The sequence below is a fragment of the Neisseria sp. S1 genome (assembly GCF_048060015.1).
GTDB classification, from domain to species: domain Bacteria; phylum Pseudomonadota; class Gammaproteobacteria; order Burkholderiales; family Neisseriaceae; genus Neisseria; species Neisseria arctica.
In genome coordinates this window covers 44,937-60,370 of record NZ_JBLUPI010000001.1, presented here as the reverse complement: position 1 = coordinate 60,370, position 15,434 = coordinate 44,937, and the positions used below count along the sequence as shown (strand labels likewise).

General features: G+C 50.3%; 14 protein-coding genes. 4 read left to right on the top strand and 10 right to left on the bottom strand.

Annotated elements, in window-relative coordinates; genetic code table 11:
• Window positions 1-243: 243 nt before the first annotated feature.
• The 3 genes from ACEPPX_RS00310 (at window position 244) to ACEPPX_RS00300 (ending at window position 2,619) form a co-directional block, all read left to right on the top strand.
• The gene (locus ACEPPX_RS00310; RefSeq protein ID WP_416622476.1) at window positions 244-1,233 is read left to right on the top strand and encodes a Fic family protein; all 990 of its coding nucleotides are present in this window, start codon (window positions 244-246) and stop codon (window positions 1,231-1,233) included.
• Between the two features lie 220 nt (window positions 1,234-1,453).
• Entirely contained in the window at window positions 1,454-1,987 is a 534-nt protein-coding gene (locus ACEPPX_RS00305) for a hypothetical protein (protein ID WP_416622475.1), read from the top strand.
• A complete protein-coding gene (locus ACEPPX_RS00300; RefSeq protein ID WP_416622474.1) occupies window positions 1,987-2,619 on the top strand; it encodes a recombinase family protein in 633 nt (210 codons plus the stop codon). The genes ACEPPX_RS00305 and ACEPPX_RS00300 overlap by 1 nt, the downstream gene beginning before the upstream one ends.
• Here ACEPPX_RS00300 and ACEPPX_RS00295 read toward each other — a convergent pair.
• Window positions 2,616-3,443, bottom strand: coding sequence for a lytic transglycosylase domain-containing protein (locus ACEPPX_RS00295; RefSeq protein ID WP_416622473.1), 828 nt, complete (start codon window positions 3,441-3,443; stop codon window positions 2,616-2,618). The genes ACEPPX_RS00300 and ACEPPX_RS00295 overlap by 4 nt on opposite strands.
• A gap of 56 nt (window positions 3,444-3,499) precedes the next feature.
• Here ACEPPX_RS00295 and ACEPPX_RS00290 point away from each other — a divergent pair, with 56 nt between their 5' ends.
• Complete coding sequence (locus tag ACEPPX_RS00290; protein WP_416622472.1) at window positions 3,500-3,715, top strand: hypothetical protein; 216 nt, start codon at window positions 3,500-3,502, stop codon at window positions 3,713-3,715.
• Window positions 3,716-3,787: 72 nt separating this feature from the next.
• Here the strand turns inward: ACEPPX_RS00290 and ACEPPX_RS00285 are convergent, their stop codons facing one another.
• Genes ACEPPX_RS00285 through ACEPPX_RS00245 form a run of 9 tightly spaced genes read right to left on the bottom strand, consistent with a single transcriptional unit; the run spans window position 3,788 to window position 15,431 of the window.
• A complete protein-coding gene (locus tag ACEPPX_RS00285) occupies window positions 3,788-8,200 on the bottom strand; it encodes a conjugal transfer protein TraG N-terminal domain-containing protein (RefSeq protein WP_416622471.1) in 4,413 nt (1,470 codons plus the stop codon).
• Window positions 8,201-8,212: 12 nt separating this feature from the next.
• Window positions 8,213-9,769 carry a conjugal transfer protein TraH gene (locus tag ACEPPX_RS00280; RefSeq protein WP_416622470.1) on the bottom strand — a complete coding sequence of 519 codons (1,557 nt, stop codon included), beginning with the start codon at window positions 9,767-9,769 and terminating at the stop codon, window positions 8,213-8,215.
• Between the two features lie 12 nt (window positions 9,770-9,781).
• On the bottom strand, window positions 9,782-10,783 hold the full coding sequence (traF, locus tag ACEPPX_RS00275; RefSeq protein ID WP_416622469.1) for a conjugal transfer protein TraF: 1,002 nt from the start codon (window positions 10,781-10,783) through the stop codon (window positions 9,782-9,784).
• 10 nt (window positions 10,784-10,793) lie between these two features.
• Entirely contained in the window at window positions 10,794-11,825 is a 1,032-nt protein-coding gene (locus ACEPPX_RS00270; RefSeq protein WP_416622468.1) for a tetratricopeptide repeat protein, read from the bottom strand.
• Window positions 11,826-11,835: 10 nt separating this feature from the next.
• Window positions 11,836-12,984 (bottom strand): TraU family protein, encoded by a 1,149-nt coding sequence (locus ACEPPX_RS00265; protein ID WP_416622467.1) that lies wholly within the window; start codon window positions 12,982-12,984, stop codon window positions 11,836-11,838.
• Between the two features lie 9 nt (window positions 12,985-12,993).
• Window positions 12,994-14,082 carry a TrbC family F-type conjugative pilus assembly protein gene (locus tag ACEPPX_RS00260; protein WP_416622466.1) on the bottom strand — a complete coding sequence of 363 codons (1,089 nt, stop codon included), beginning with the start codon at window positions 14,080-14,082 and terminating at the stop codon, window positions 12,994-12,996.
• Window positions 14,015-14,536: a signal peptidase I gene (lepB, locus tag ACEPPX_RS00255; protein WP_416622465.1), complete on the bottom strand. Its 522-nt coding sequence runs from the start codon at window positions 14,534-14,536 to the stop codon at window positions 14,015-14,017. The genes ACEPPX_RS00260 and lepB overlap by 68 nt, the downstream gene beginning before the upstream one ends.
• Window positions 14,536-15,072: a hypothetical protein gene (locus ACEPPX_RS00250; protein ID WP_416622464.1), complete on the bottom strand. Its 537-nt coding sequence runs from the start codon at window positions 15,070-15,072 to the stop codon at window positions 14,536-14,538. Before ACEPPX_RS00250 ends, lepB begins: the two co-directional genes overlap by 1 nt.
• Window positions 15,069-15,431, bottom strand: a complete 363-nt coding sequence (locus ACEPPX_RS00245) for a hypothetical protein (RefSeq protein WP_416622463.1) — start codon at window positions 15,429-15,431, stop codon at window positions 15,069-15,071. Before ACEPPX_RS00245 ends, ACEPPX_RS00250 begins: the two co-directional genes overlap by 4 nt.
• Window positions 15,432-15,434 lie beyond the last annotated feature (3 nt).

The window sequence follows — 15,434 nt, the reverse complement described above, 5'->3', positions numbered from 1 at the left end:
AGCGAATATTTCATTTTTAATTCCCATACTGCTTTAAATTTATATCGTACGATATAAATTAAATTTCAAAATATAATCGAAGTGTTTTTTTAATTAATTAATTAAATTTATGGTAACTTTAAGTAGGTTAGTTTTTGATAGACACTTTAAATTAGACATTAATTAAAATTCCTACTAAAATTGCTAGGTCAGTTAGGCTATACTCAAAATTACCACTCAATTTAGTAAAACTGGATATAGTAAATGTCTAAACCACCATTTTCTCTGACCAATGCAATGCTGAACGATATGATTGAAATTTCCGGGTTGCTGGGGCAACTGCAATTTCAGCATGAACGCAACCTTGCCTTGAGAAGGGAAAACCGGATTAAGTCAATCCAGTCATCATTGGCTATCGAAAACAACTCTCTGACTATTGAGCAGGTAACAGCTATCCTTAACGGCCAAAGGGTGTTTGGGCCGCCGGGAGATATTCAGGAAGTTAAGAATGCATATGACGCTTATGAGCAGATTCTGACTTATGATGCTTTCAGCGTCAGAGATTTTCTTAAGGCCCATATGCTGTTGACGCAAGGGCTGGTAAAACAGTCAGGCAGTTTCCGCAGTGGAGATGTCGGTATTTTTGACGCGCAGGGGAATGTTATCCATTTGGGTGCGAGACCCCAGTTTGTTCCTGCCTTGGTTGAAGGCTTGTTCCAATGGGCGAAAACTGATCAAACACCCTTAATTATTAAGAGTGCCGTTGTTCACTATGAAATTGAAATGATTCATCCGTTTGAAGACGGCAACGGCAGAATGGGGCGGTTATGGCAAAGTGTATTGTTGAGCAAATGGAACCCTCTGTTTGCATGGCTGCCTGTGGAAACTATGGTGCATGAGCACCAACAGGATTATTACAATAGCCTGAGAGCGGCAGATGCAGCCAATGATTCAACCGTATTTATCGAATTTATGTTGGGTATGATTCTGCAGACCTTAAAAAGTTATCCTGTTGCGGTTATCGACCAAACAGGCGATAAAATGGGCGATAAAATGGGCGATAAATTAAGCATCTTCCGTGCCATAGTTGAAGACCTGTTGTCAAAACAGGAAACGGTGACCGCCGCAGAGCTGCAAGAAGCGAGCGGAAAATCCGCATCAACCGTCAAACGTTATTTGACCATGATGGTGGGTGAGGGATATTTGCTCGCCGAAGGGGGGAATAAATCCCGGCGTTACCGTAAAGCTGCCTAACGGTCTATCAGATTGAATTTCTTATTGGAAATAAGGGAGATTACAAATAAAAAAACTGGTTCTGACTGCTACATTGCTGGCTTTGGCTGAAATCTCTTTAGCTACATCCCAAGGAGTTTATACCTCCGGCGAAGGCAGCCGAAAAATAGTTTTCTGGCATTATCCGAAGGATGGCACGGTTGTTTATAATTTCAATATTTCAGACCATACAGGGAATCCTTTGACCAAAAACGGAATCCTCTACCAATCGTCCAACACGAAAAAACCTGTTACAGGAAATGCTTATACCTTCGCACAAACCAGTCCATACTACGAAGACGAAGATAAAAGCCGTTGTCTTATCTCAGCTACTTGGAACAAAAACGGCGGATTAAATCTTACTGCCGGAAACAGTTGCAGCAAAAATGAAAAAACCGTTTACAACGGCCACTATAAACATACTCCGAATATTGCGTTTCCTGAAAAATACCGTGGTGCATGGTCTGGTAATTGTAAAAACGATTCTGCGGAATGGCTGCGTATCGGCAAAACGGCATTTACCCACGTGACGGATTTTCCTTCAGCAACCGTTATCAGCACGAATCAGGTTGACGGTATGTTTGTTGCCGCTGCGGTTGAAATCGGAGAAGGGGCGGGTAGCCGTTCTTTTCTGATGCTTAAGCCGGAAGGCCGCAAATTGAAGGTTACGGGTGAACATCATGGAGATAAAATCAATATGATTGTACAAAAATGTTCTGCTAAAGCGGGGATTTAATGAAAACAGCCCGTATTTACGGCCGTGTCAGCACGGAGGATCAGGATTTTAAACGGCAATACCGTTTGGAAGAAGAGGCTAGGGCACAGGGTTATTATGTTGCCAAAACCTATATGGAAAAAGCTTCAGGAACGACAGCAGACCGTCCGAAGCTGAACGAGCTGATTGATGACTTGCAGCCCGGCGATGTAGTGATTGCAGAAAATATCGATCGTATCAGCCGGCTTCCTCTGCAGGATGCAGAACGACTGGTAAAGAGAATTAAAGATAAAGGAGCTGTGCTTTCCATACCGGGCTTACTGGATTTGTCACAGCTCGATATGGAAGGTCAGCCCGAGATTGCCAAGATTTATCTGAATGGCCTGTCAGATATGCTGCTGAAAGTAGCCCTGCTGATTGCCCGGCAGGATTACGAAACCCGAAAGGAACGGCAGAGACAGGGAATAGGGCAGGCGCGGCAGCAAGGCAAATATCGTGGCCGCAGACCTGATGTCAATTTACACCGTAATGTATTTCGCCTGAGAAATGCAGGGGTCAGCATCAACGAAACGGCAAAATTGGCGGAATGCAGCCCAACCACGGTGAAAAAGATTATGAAAATGTATGGCAGTATTGAGGAAATTCCTATTTAACTGCCCGTAGATTGAAAATAGCTGCCTGAGCCAGGCGCATGGGACACCGCTCTGCCTGTTGACTGAAAGTTACCACTACCGCCAGAGTTTTTGGCGACACGTTCTGTCGTGTGGAAGTAACTTTCCTGTTTGGTAACAGCTTTTTTGGCAGTTTGGCCTGTATTTTTCAGACGGCCTGTCCCACGCATAGGCGTGGGTTTGGAAGGCAAGCTGACGCGGGGTGTTTCGGCCGTTGCTGATCCGGAAACTTTTTGCAGATTTTCTTGTCTATAATTATCTGTTTTAGATGATTTTTCTTGAAAAAGGCGATGCAGGGAAGTAATATTGCGGACATAGGCACGAGTTTCCTTAAACGGGGGGATACTCCGACCGTATTTGCGGACATTTCCCGGCCCTGCATTATAGGCAGCTAATGCCAGTTCGACGGTTTTAAATTCGTCCAACATCTTGCGTAAATACCGGCTGCCGGTACGGATTGAAACCTCGGCATCAAATAATTGCAAATGGTGTACGCCTAAATCGGCAGCTGTGCCCGGCATGACTTGGGTTAAACCGGTCGCTTTCACTCGTGAAACTGCTTTGCGGTTATAACCGCTTTCATAAGCAACCAAAGCCTTGAGCAAATCCGGATCAATACCTTCCTCTCGTGCTATTTTTTCGATAGCAGGACTGTGTTTCCAATAGTTTGCAATCATCGTCAGGCAGGACTTGTTAGCGATTTTACCTTGGAGGCAGCCCTCAACCCGCTCTTTGGCACTTTTAGCAAAAGAGGGTTGTGCAGCTAAAAGCACAGTCACTAAAACGGTAACGACAGTTTTTTTCATGTTGCAATACCTCAGACAAACGGGATATTTTTTGAATCTTCGACAGGAGTATGGCTATGAAGCAGAATAATCAGAACATCGACCTGACCAAAGTGGATTTAACCCAATTGGATAGTGAGTCTATGGATCGCTTGATTGATGCCTTTAAAGGGACGAAATACTATAAACGTCAAAATAAAGTAGCATCTATTGCTAAGTTTATTGTGTTTGGTGCATGGGGTTGCGTTATTGCGTACTTTGTCATCTCCATTGTTGCAGCTTTGTTAAAATAATTTAAGTCATTTTATCATTTTCACTTAATTCTGCATAAAAAGAGCTGGCTGGTTAGCCAGCTCTTTTTATGTTCAACTGAACGTACTCTTAGCATGTATCAACGCGGCTCGGACATCACTCAGGCTCAAATGTGCCTTATTGTTACCCACCCCGTGATAATAGCTTTGGCCGGCAGCTACCTGCTGTGCATGGCCTTTCATGGCATGGGGCACAGGGAATGATGCCCATTCCTTAGCCATGGCGACCATCGCTTTGTTGATGTCGTTATGCCTGCCTTTGATAAAGTCCAAGGCTGCTCCGCCTCCGGCTTTACCAATCAGGTACTCGCTGAAGAAACGCTCCTGCAATTCCGGAGTGAATTTTTCATTACCGGACAAACCCAATGCCTTGACACCGGAAGCAAAGGTGGACGGAATCATCTGATAGCGGCCGATAGCATTAAACTCTTTGTTTCGTTGCGCGGTCATGATTTCGCTTACCGTCATACCGGTCAGATTGCGCGTAGCGGTTCTCTGACCGTAACGCTCACCCAGGTTGACCGAATTATAGCCGCCTTCACCCTTACTGATTAAAGAGCGCAATGCGGACATCGAGGTCGCATCGGTGGGTGTGGCAGTGCTGGAAATGGCTTCGCCGAGGCCGCGTACTTGCCCGGATTCAGCCAGACGTTCGAAACGTTCGGCAGCTTCCTGATTCTTAAAGTTGAAGTGAATGTGGTCCCCAGTGGCACCACCTTCGCCTTTCTTCTCATAATCCACATAATAATCTTTGTTGCTGAAACCGTTTTGCTGCATAAAATCGCGGATTTTATGTTCGGCAGCCATCCAAGCAGCATGGCCGCTGCCGAGGGCTTCGGTGCTTTTGCCTTCTTTATCCAATACCATGTCGAGTGCCAAACCGCGTACATGGGTGCTATTCGGGCGCTTGTCGACATGATAGGTATCATTGAAGGCACTGAAACGGACATCCTGCTTATCGGTATCGAATAATCTTTCCATAGCGTGTGCCATGGCCAATACGCCTGCTTGGGTTTTAACCCCGTTTTTGGCCTCACCACCGAAGGCTTGGTTGCGTGCCAAGGTCGTCAAACCGTCACGGCCGGTGGGCAAATAGCTGCCGTTGTCCTGCATATTCGCTTTATGCGGACCATCTGCAGACGGAGTCGGATGTTGGTCACTGTAATCCAACATCTGATCCGCTGTCGGTGCGGTCAGTTTGCGGCCAATAATGTTTTCTACCGGGGAACCGTCAAAGGTTTTGCTAGAATCATTGGGATTGTAGTTGTCCAACATTCTGCTCAATTCAGCATAACGTTTGTTGAGCGCATCGGTATCGTTAAATACGGCAGTTTTACCAGAAACAGGGTTCATACCAAGAAATCCCCCATTTTCTTCTCCCGTAATTCCAAGGCCTTTAGATACACCTTCAAGCAACTTTTCTGGAGCGGCTCGTTGGCGCAACTCCTTCTCAATTGCCTGTTTCTCTTCAATCGCAGCCACTTTCATGGCATTGTTGGCCTCAATCACTTTACGCTGCTCGGCAATTGTCATGCCCATACTATTTACCTTTTCACCAACCTGCGGACCAAGGTTTCGGGTGCTACCCAGTCGTTCACCGACACCCAAATCTTGGCGAAAACTGCCGACGAAAGCCGCATTCTGTGGATCAATATCTTGGCTGATTCGGCTGGCTGCTTGCCCCTGCATCATCTTTTGATGCTCAAGCATATCCATACGGCCTTCCAGCATGGCTTTATGGGTTTCTATGCCCTTCATATCGCTGTGATTGAAAATCTCACGCATGGCGGCATTGGCCGCCAGCCGCTCCGCATCACTGCCCGCAGCGTTAAATGCCATCAATCGGTCGAACAGTGCTCCGTTAGCATTGCCGCCAAAGCGCCCGGCATCCATAATGGTCTGAGCCACTTTGTCGCTGTATTGGCCGGCTGCGGTAATAGCTGCATTACGCTGTATGTCAGCAGCCTGGCTGTCGCGGTCGACGTTGATCATGACCTCGTTGAACATTTTCTGGTCAATGCTGGTCGCACTACTGCCAGATTGCTGCAGAGAGGCAGCATTTTCCAGGCTGCTCATATCGGATCTCAAATCGGAAAGGGTCTGACTGTGGACTTCCTGCAGGGTTTGTGAATCCAAACTGGCGGCCGTCATGGTTAGACCGTTGCTGTTGGTAACGCTGCTGCTAGTGGTCGTACCTTCCGATTTTTCACTGCCGGTACTGCTACTGCTGGTATCACTGGCTTGTCCGTTGGTAGAAAGTTCTACCAAAACACCTCCTTTTGCCTTACCACCATTACCAAGAAACTCTAGGCCACCAGATGCCTCTGCACCTGCATAAACCTTACCGCCGGCAGCCTGAATGGTTGAATCCGCCATCACATGAGTGCCTGCTTCCACATAACGCGCCGAAGCCTGCTGCCCGGTCGCCTGATCGATGACCCAGCCTGAAGAAGTGGCCACACCGTTCGAGTCGATATGGGCAAACGTCATTTGCTCGGCCGTCGTACCCAATGCGCTGGCCTGTGCCGACAGGACGCGTTTGGCTGTTTCGGTTTGGCTGTCGGTCATGGCCAGATTGAAAGTCGTCGGACTGTTGGCGTAGGCGTTGGACTGCAAATCCTCCATGCTCTCCGCCGGCCCGTATTGGGTCGAATTCTGAATCATTCTTTCCGCACCGATGACGCTTGTTTTATGGAGGTCAGGTGCTTCCAGTTCTTCTTTGATGGCATTTTGGCCAACCAGATTAGCACGGTTCGCAATCGCGGCAAAACCATAGGCCGAACCGCTTAAGATAAAGAACAAAATGGTCGGAATGTAGGCCATCAGCGATGAGCCGGTCAGGATGGATTTTTGGATACTGTCGAACAATCCGGCGGTAAATCCCGGAGACAGCACCACATTCGGAGTGCCACTATACATAATGGCCAAGGTTGATTTGTAGAGGTTGTCCATCAAGTTTTGCTGCATAAAGTGGGCAATTAAAGTATCAATCGGCAGCCACGAGTTAATCCACGCAGCCAGCATGATATACATGCCCAACAGTTTGAAACCTGACCAGCCCCGAATGACAATCATGAACACCATCAGAGGAGTCACACCGATATACAGGCACAGCATCAGGTTTAAAAAGCCTTCTGCCAGTGTCTGAAAAATAGACGCTTCACCGGCAGCATCTACGGCGGACGTACCAATGGCATCTGTCATCATGGCAGCCGCCTGGGTACAGGCCGCATCTTGCGCGCCGATACACTGATTGGCAATCTGATTAAAAATCATCGAAGCCTGAATAGAAGCCGCGTCAATCTGTACACCGGCGCTGTAATACTGTGCCAGTGCATTCGGTGTCAGGGTACCGCTCTGCTGTGCCATCGCATAGGCCGTCGTCAATACGTCCGCTGGTCGGGGATTGCTGCTTGAAGAACTGCCGACCTGTGTGGCCAATACACCTGGCAACTCATTCAGTTCGGATTGGATTTTGATTGCACGTGCCGATGGATCAAGTGTCACACCGGAGCTGCCGCTCATATTGCGGGTGGCTACAATCTGATTGGCGGCAGCCGAGGCGCTTTGTGCAGTTGCCGGGGTCGTATGGCTCAATACTTGGGCGGCGATGATTTTGCCGGCATCGGCACAATTCATGGAAGTCTGAATGGCTTTGCCGCTGCCGGTAGGGTCAGGAACCATAATCTGCGTCATGCCACTTTGATGACCGCTGGTCAATACACGCAAAAAGCCTTCTTTGCTCACATCGCTCCAGCGCACATTCCAGCCACAGGAACGGGTGGCAATGGCCATATTGGTCATGATTAAGGCATTTTCAGGGGTATTAAACTGACGGCGTAACTGCATCAGTGTACGCAGCGGACTGAAAAAGCCTTGCGTGCCGTGTACCGACAGATTGCCGGCCACCGGTCCTTCAACGGCTGCCGTGCCTGTCCAGTTAGCATCCGGCAGTACGGTACTGGCCGTATCAATGCCCTCGGTAAAACTCTTGCCCAACTTGCTGAACAAACCCAGTGTCCATGCCACCCCAACCGGAATGTTGTCCACCTTGCGGAAGCGTACCGCACCGGCATTACTGTTTAATGCCTGGTCGTAATAGGAGGCAACATATACCGGCGTAGTCGGAATAATCGCGAACGCTAAGAAGATAATCATCAGGATGGTTTTGAACGGTTCGAACTTCATCGAAGTGGCCGCGCTCAAGCACATCAACGTGATGGCAATCAGGATGGCTAATTGAACAGCACTGATAACCATAGAGCCGGAGTCGCTGTTAAACAGCATTGCAATCATGCTGAAAGTACGGGCAACCATGTCAATGTCGCCGACCACCCAAATAGTTGAAATATCGGCATTACCGGGGATTTCACTATCGGGAATCGCGGCATAGGCCACTGGGATAAAAGCCACTAGCAGGACAGCGAGGGCGGTGATGCGGTTCAGGTAGCGTTTCAGGGAAGGCATGATACGGATTCCTTATTTTGCTGCGATGGTCAGCCCATTTTTAATTGCCAATGCAGTGTCCAGCATCTGCGACAGATTCTGCATGGTTTGAGAACGGGCATTGAAAGCCAAGCGGTTGTTGGCCTCCTGTTCCAGTTTTGCCATTTGTGCTTTTTGGCTGTCACTCAGAGGCACAATGTGTTTGCCGTTTGGAGAGACATTGGCAGAATAGGCTGAAGCGATGTTTTTGTTCATGGCCATGACCATTTCTGCTCCCATCTGTTCCGCCCATGCGTCAGCAAAGGCAGAAACTGCCTGAGTTTGGAGGCGGGTGCCGGATTTGGCCGCTGCGGCCAGCTTGCTGCGGATTTCTTCCGGAATCGAATTGGCAAAGGCAATTTGCTTGGTACTTTGGGCAATAGTATTGTCAGCCAAGTGCGCCATAATCGAATCAGAAGCAATAGAGGTCACGACAGAGTCCCCCATACTGTTCCTGTCTCCATAGGCGGTTTGTTTGCCGGCCATCATATTGATGATGTAGCGCTTAACACCCGGAAAATCGGTTTCGGCCATAGTCACGGTTTGGCAGCTGTCGGCTTTATTGATGTTGAAATCAGAACATTTGTAGCCGTCTAATACCCCACCGGTTTCTTTGCCGTACACCAAATCACGGAACGACCAGATTGGCTCATATACTTTGTCTCCTTTTTCTTTAGACTCCTTGACGAACAAACCGCCGGAAGTGCTGGAAGTGGCATTGCTGCCAGTTAAGGCAATGGTGGTGCCATACAGATTCATCGCCAGCTGCAGATAACTTTGGTCACCACCATACGGTTCAGTATTGATACCGCCGCCGCTTTGGCCGTTTTTACCAAATACACCGGCTGATGCCAGGGTATTCATCATATTGTTGCCGTAAATGGTGGACTGGTCGGCCGCATCATCAGGACGGTTGGCGTTTTTCCCTGAGTAACTGCGCTTTTGCAAGGCTTCAGAAAAATCGGAAACAGCCCCCTTGGCTGCGCCCCATGCTGCTTCAAAGCTGCCTTTGGTTTCACCGAGCATACTGCTCATCTGTGAGGTATCGCCGCGCGCCGCTTCGACCATTGCGCTGCTGATTTGGCAGGTGTTTTTGGCCGCACCGTTGATCTTGCTGGTCATATCGTGCAGCCCGCTCATAATATTTTGGCAAGACGGACACATATTATCCAAGGCGATCTTAAGGGCGTAACCGGTTCCGTTCGCCATAATCGCACGGATAATATTACGCATGTTGTCCACGGAAATCATTGAAAATGAACCGAAGTAGGCATCAATACCGCCGCAGCCAGCCGAAAAACGCGGTGGGTCATAAGCCAGGATATTGAACGAACGCACCGGCGAACGCATACTCAGGCCGCCGAGCGAGCCGCCATAGTTACCGTTGACCGCCCCCAATTCGGGAGAGGTCGTCGTCCACATCGCGTCCATACCGGAGGAAATGTCAGCCTGAACAGGAGCGGGCAGGGTGGCAAATAGAAGTGAGGCGGCCACTACGCCGATTTTGACGGTCGCATAAGTACGTTTGGCTTTGGTTTTCAGAATCGACATAACTTGGGTCTCCTACATTTTGTTTTTGATGATGCGGTTCAACATTTTGACTACCTCATCCATATCATCCGGGTCTTCCAACCTGTTTTTAGCGGCATTCAAGTCCTTACTGCTGATCATGCCGCGCTCATTCAGTTTGGCGAGGTTGGTCAGATTCGGGTCGGCCAGATTCATGTCGATGGCCGCTGTGACGATTTTCTGTTCCAGCTCACTCATACTCATCGCGCCATGGGCGACAACGGCTACACGGTCAGGCGGTACAACCAAAATGGTTGCCGGGGTCAGCTGTATGCCCATGCTGCGGGCGCGTTGCCCGCCCCGGTCATAACGGATTTGGGCCGGTTTCATACCGCTGATGACACCGCCATCGGTACTGATGTAGCGCACCTGTATCTTGTATTTCTCTTCCAGCATTTTGGTAACCTGATACTGGCTTTGACAAAAGGCGCAGCTGCTGTCGAAGAACATCCAGATACCGGCTTTACGGCTTAAATCTTTAATGATGCCTTCCTTAGCTTGGTCGATCTGCCACAGAACCTGTTGACGTGCCAAGGCAGAAATCGGTACGCGTACCGATTCGGACAACATCGGATCGGCATCGGTTACTTTTTTGCTCATGCGGGCAAATTCATCGGCTTTATCGAGCATCAGCCGGTTGACATACAGATAGGCTCGGACGTTTTCTTCGGTAGGATTGGAAATGGCCAGCTCAAGCAACTCTTTCTGCTTGTCTCGTATCCAAGTAGCAGAACCGAACTCAGCCTTTTTTTCAACTTTGGGGGTTTCCGGCTTTTCAGACGGCTTTGGGGCTGACGGAGCTTCAGGTTTAGGCTCCTCTTTTACTTTCGGCTTAGGTTTGGCAGCCGGCTTGTCCTTGTACCAAAAGTAGCCGTCGTCGGTTGCCTTCTCGAACGCAGAACCCTCTGCCAGTACCTGCATACTCAAAACCGCACCACCTAGGGAAACCAGTATCAATCCGGCGACGGAGGTTCGTATTTTCCAATTTTTCATCATAATTCGTTCTCTAGCGGATGATTGCAGGGTCTTCAAACAATGGGGCGGTGTAATCGAAGGGAGCAGGCCGGATGCCCCTGCGCTGCAGCCACATGGATACAGACGTGCCGACCCGTTTTTGCTCATCCGGTTTCAGACTGTTCATGGCGCGTTTGGCGTAAGAAGCATATTTTTTATCGGTTGCTGCTGCGATTTGCAGCCAGCGTGCAGCTTCAAGACGATTTGCTTTGTGCAGGCTGTCACCTTTACTGTAATAACGTGCCAAAGCCACCATGGCACCGCTGTGCCAGCGGTCGGCTGCACGGTTGTAGTAGGGTAGTGCGGCCGGCTGGTTTTCAGCGGCAATCAACAGACCGTAGCGGTAGAGGGCGTTCGGGTCACGCATTCGGGCAGCATTGGCATAATGGCTGCGTGCCTCAGCCAGCTGCACAGGGGCGGTTTTGGCAGCCGCTTCTTTAATCAGTCCGGCATGGTATTCGGCCGGCCAAAATACAGCATTACGCCCCTTACTTTCACGGTATGCCTGTATCGAGGTCAGAAACCACTTCAGTGCAGTGCGGTTGTCTGCCGCCACCCCCTTGCCGTAGTAGTAAGCCCGACCAAGGTTGTAGGCGGCTAAATGGTTTCCGGTCAGACTGCCGTCAGGGTTCTTCACCGCTTTTTGATAGGATCGCAGTGCCAGCTGTACATCCTGGCGGCCGGATAATTTACCGGTCTCGGCCAGGTAGCCGTAATACAGGGAAGCCCAGCGGTTGCCGCCGTTAGCCGCATCTCTCAGTTTGGTCGCGTACAGACTGTCACCGTGGGTAAAGCGTTCGTACAGTTGGCGCGCAGCTTCCTGCTCACTTAGTTTGCGCTTATAACCGGTTTTCGGAGCCTGGCCGTCCACTTTTTTCTCGGCAGGTGATTTGGCAGCTTGGGATCCGATAATGCGGCGCTCTTCGCCGAATACTTTTCTGTCCATTTCCTGCTTGCCGTCCTGTGCTGCCGCATTCAGTGCGGTCAACAGTAGGCAGGCGGCAACGGTTTTAACGGTATTCATCTTTCACTCCTCAATCAAATTCGCAGCAATCCACCCAGCGCCATAAAAGGTAAACTGCATCTTCATCCTCGGTTTTCGTGCTTTTCTCGCTGCGGCCTATACCCCAACGCAGGCTGCTGGCACCTAGACGGTGAGCACAGCGGCTCGTGATGTTCAAAAAGCTCGCAACCTCCCCCGCGCTTTGCTTGACCATAGTGTCCAAATCAAGCCCATCGGCACTGCGGGAAGAAGAGCCAGAGGAAGCCTCACTGTACGGATACAGCATGGTGGCTTTAAATTCGGATTTTCGCGGGAAAGGAGTAGCTATTGGTGAACACAGTGCGTTGTCACCAACGGTACTCACACTGGCAAAACCTCCGGTACGGTTAGAAACCATAATGGAACGGTTCAAAATCGTAGAAGTCGCGACTGTGCTGTCACGCTCGGCCGACAGAGCGCCGACGGCAGGCAGGTTGTTGCCCATGCAACCACCCAACCAATAAGCCGTATCATCGGCGTAACCCCAACCAACGCCGGTGGTATTGGCCACACAAGAGGCTGTATGTGCTGCCATATCGAACAGGGGATTATTGACAACATTTCCGATGGCCATCCACTCCGGATAGAGCAGGTTGCCCCATACTGGGTCACGTTTCGACCAGGTAGGCTGCAATACCGAACTTTCGAACGATCCACGGTAAAAGCAGCGCGGTGTCCAACCGTAAATGTTGTATAGCGGAAATACCCAACTGTGGTAGTGATAGAAGCCGGTATCGTATTTACCTTGGCCGACGCTGCCACCGTTGGCGGATACCGCGCCGGTCAATCCACCTACACGGGACATTTGTTTCAGCACCTGTCCGACTTGTTTACCGTAAACAGGCGAACATGAAGGGTTGCGTACAACTTCAACTAAGCGGGTGGGCAGCCACATGCCGCGCGTATAACCATAACGGACATAAGGTTCTTTACCGCATTTGCAGATACTTTGATTGGTCGCATGCGGCGGATTGGGTACGTCATTACCGGAGATAACGGTGCTACCCATAATGCGCAACGGAAAAGCCGAATCAAAACAGAAGTCAGTAATTGCGCCCAGACCTGCATTGGAACAGCTGTTGGCCGAAGCAAAGCCGGCCGCTGTGGAAAAGAGCAGGGATGTAAGGATTTTTTTCAACATGGAAAACTCCTACGGATTCTTCACTTCGACGACATCAAAATGCTTGCCGTTTTGACGGTAATAAGTCGGTACGGTCTTAACCTGCAAAAACTTTCGGGTTCTCTCATCCAAGGGGGCAGCATTCAATCCTGCACCGTCCAATCGGCCTAAACGCGTATACAGCACCACCAGGTCGGGATGATATTTCTTCATGGCTTGGGCAAAACGCACCTGCCAGAGATTGCGGCCGTCGATGACCACCAAACCGCGCATACCGGCCGGATCCAAAGCCAAGACATTGAAGCGCGTTCCTCGCGGATACAGTACCTTGCCAGTTTGCGGGTCGGTAATATCAAAAGCAGCCGTTTGATAAGGGATCAGGCGGGTAACTTTGCGCTCTGTGGCTACCGGTAAATTCAGACGGCCGGCCAAGGCCGCCTGTGCATCCTGTCGGGCTTGTACCGCTTCCCGGTTCCAGTCGCGTCCGGCGGCGCGGCGGCGCATCACCTCAGCTTGGTCAGGCTCGCTGACACGCCATTGCTGGCTCAGTCGTTGGTTGAAACGGCGCTCTTTGACCGCATTAACCGAAGCATTGATGTTTTGTACCCCTTGCACCAAATACCATTTGTTGTTGCTGTCCTTATGCACCAGTGCCGGAACGTAGGCTATCCGGTATTCGGCAAATGCAGCCGGCTGCACGATAATGTTCGGCGGATTTTTTTTGGCACGTTGCGACAATTTTTTATAGAGGGTATCGGTATAGTCGAACATTTCCTCCACACTACCGTTGCCCCAGCCGCGATAGGCAAACACGACATCCTTGCGTCCTGCTCCCTGTTCCAAAAGGCTCAAAACAATCTGCTCCGGCATGGAACGGCTTAAAAAAACCACCGTGCGCGTATGCTGCAATTCTTCCATGGTCGGATTTTGCCCGACCTGCTGACGGCGGCTCCCTACGGTCCAATGTTCAGCTTCCTTTGTGAACTGCATACTGCGGACTTTTTGCTGTCGGACGAGATCACTTAAAAACGCCGTATCATCGGCTCTCGCCTCAAAACAGAACGTGCAGGCGGCCAACCAGAGCAGTGACAGGATACGGCCCCCAGTAGCGGGAGTCATACGAGTGTTTTTCTGTTCCATATACGAAGACTTCATCCTTTCCCAGACGGTATTCGGTATCCCACGCCGTCAGCGGTTTGTTCCATTTACCGGCAACGTAACGCACATCGCCTAAAAATTTGCCGTTGATATACAGATTGCCGTTTTTAACCGTCACAGTGTCACCCGGTAGGCCGGCAATGAGCTTGCCGACCGTCTCGCCGTCTGCCAGTACCGGCCTCATGTTTTTGGCCGGGAACAGCACTAAATCGTAACGTTCAAGCTGTCCGACGGCCTCTGTTTTATCCCACAGGTAGACCGACCACGGCAGGCAGCCTGAAATCGTGCGCTCCAGCATGATGCCGTAACGTTCAGTAATACCGACTGAGGCAAACTTAACCGCCAAGACCAGCGGCACTGCCCACAGGCCACGCAGCCAGTCCTTCCGAGTCAACTCTTTCCCCAATACCCTCATCAGTCCAACTCCGCTCCGCCACCGGCTGAACCGGCTGCAGGCAAAGCACCGTCTTGGGGTAGGGAGGCCGGCGGCAACATGGCATTCGGTGAAATTGCCTGTTGTGGCGCAATCAGTGCAATACCGAGTTCCTTCGCCACCTGTTCGGTAATATCTGTCCCTTCAGGATAGGTTACGACGGCCGTTCTCTGGACAATAATCATGCCGTCATCAGACATTTGGCGAAGTTTTGCCTGTACCTGCTCGAGATTTTGCGTCAGCATCCGGCGTACTGCTTCCGGGTCTTGGTTTTGCGACTGGTTCATTGCCTGAGTCAGGTAGGAAGCCGCTAGGCGGTCACTATCCACCACATAAAACCCGGCTGCCGGTTTGGCAGAACGAGCGAAAGACGACTGGTAGAAGTTGTAGCCGGCAAGCATCAGAGCCGCTGCTGCCAAGCCCAGGGCCAACAGACTGCCTGAGCCATTTTCGACTGTGTCAGTGCGGCTGGGCGCTTCCTGCTTGTTTCCCTGCTCCTGTTTGTTTTCATTACTCATGTCAGCTCCTTTCCAGATTCCGTTTGTGACACTTTATTTTCATAACGGGCTGCTTCGGCCATCAAACCGTCGATGGTCTGAAGAGCTGACCCGCCCCAGTAATAGTGGAGTACCATCCCCCAGTCGTAATGTTCGAAGTTTTCATCCAACCAGTTACAACGTGCCGTATTGAGACGATCCTGCTCACGGCTTTGAAGCAGTACCAGTTTGGCAGCTTCGAAGTGTTCGGCCAGAGGACCTTCCGCCGTATCAAAAACCACATCAATCCAACCGTCGTTCTCAGTGCCGACCACCACACCTGTGATTTCCGGCGTTTCGCGGTAACACACCAAATCGCCGAATGAAAATGTCGTGTTCATTGC

Excerpts from the sequence above, each read along its gene's own strand:
- ACEPPX_RS00310 (WP_416622476.1), top strand. The coding sequence starts at position 244 with ATGTCTAAACCACCATTTTCTCTGACCAATGCAATGCTGAACGATATG.
- ACEPPX_RS00300 (WP_416622474.1), top strand. The coding sequence starts at position 1,987 with ATGAAAACAGCCCGTATTTACGGCCGTGTCAGCACGGAGGATCAGGAT.
- ACEPPX_RS00295 (WP_416622473.1), bottom strand. The coding sequence starts at position 3,443 with ATGAAAAAAACTGTCGTTACCGTTTTAGTGACTGTGCTTTTAGCTGCA.
- ACEPPX_RS00290 (WP_416622472.1), top strand. The coding sequence starts at position 3,500 with ATGAAGCAGAATAATCAGAACATCGACCTGACCAAAGTGGATTTAACC.
- ACEPPX_RS00285 (WP_416622471.1), bottom strand. The coding sequence starts at position 8,200 with ATGCCTTCCCTGAAACGCTACCTGAACCGCATCACCGCCCTCGCTGTC.
- ACEPPX_RS00280 (WP_416622470.1), bottom strand. The coding sequence starts at position 9,769 with ATGTCGATTCTGAAAACCAAAGCCAAACGTACTTATGCGACCGTCAAA.
- traF (WP_416622469.1), bottom strand. The coding sequence starts at position 10,783 with ATGATGAAAAATTGGAAAATACGAACCTCCGTCGCCGGATTGATACTG.
- ACEPPX_RS00270 (WP_416622468.1), bottom strand. The coding sequence starts at position 11,825 with ATGAATACCGTTAAAACCGTTGCCGCCTGCCTACTGTTGACCGCACTG.
- ACEPPX_RS00265 (WP_416622467.1), bottom strand. The coding sequence starts at position 12,984 with ATGTTGAAAAAAATCCTTACATCCCTGCTCTTTTCCACAGCGGCCGGC.
- ACEPPX_RS00260 (WP_416622466.1), bottom strand. The coding sequence starts at position 14,082 with ATGACTCCCGCTACTGGGGGCCGTATCCTGTCACTGCTCTGGTTGGCC.
- lepB (WP_416622465.1), bottom strand. The coding sequence starts at position 14,536 with ATGAGGGTATTGGGGAAAGAGTTGACTCGGAAGGACTGGCTGCGTGGC.
- ACEPPX_RS00250 (WP_416622464.1), bottom strand. The coding sequence starts at position 15,072 with ATGAGTAATGAAAACAAACAGGAGCAGGGAAACAAGCAGGAAGCGCCC.
- ACEPPX_RS00245 (WP_416622463.1), bottom strand. The coding sequence starts at position 15,431 with ATGAACACGACATTTTCATTCGGCGATTTGGTGTGTTACCGCGAAACG.